Below are 400 nucleotides of genomic sequence, written 5' to 3' on the forward strand. Positions count from 1 at the left end.
TGTACGGCCTGTTGATCATCGGGTTCCTGATCTTCGAACCGCGGGGGCTGTTCGGGATCTGGGTCCGCATTCGCACCTACTGGAAGTCATGGCCGTTCTCGCACTGACCCACCTTGTCGGTGCCGGCAGCCTGAGGAGGAAGAGCGATGTACAGAAGTCGCAGGACGGTCGCGGTGGGCCTGGTGGCCGCCGTACTGGCCGTCGCAGGGTGCAGCAACGACGCCCCGGAGACGCAGGAGGGCAGCGAAGGCGTCAAGTTCGACGTCGGCGTAACCAAGGAATCGTGCCCGGCCGCGGTGGACAAGGCCAAGGGATGTATCTACCTCGGCTCGATCTCCTACCTGACCGAGGGCCCGTTCAATGTTATCGGCGCGCCGACCACCGAGAGCCAGAAGGCGTT

General features: G+C 64.0%; 1 protein-coding gene. It reads left to right on the forward strand.

The annotated features are described in order from the left end of the window. Positions 1–146: 146 nt before the first annotated feature. A partial coding sequence (locus CAY82_RS27735) for a hypothetical protein (RefSeq protein ID WP_218190869.1) occupies positions 147–400 on the forward strand: 254 nt, incomplete at its 3' end.

It is taken from the genome of Pseudomonas sp. SID14000 (assembly GCF_002165135.1).
GTDB lineage: Bacteria > Pseudomonadota > Gammaproteobacteria > Pseudomonadales > Pseudomonadaceae > Aquipseudomonas.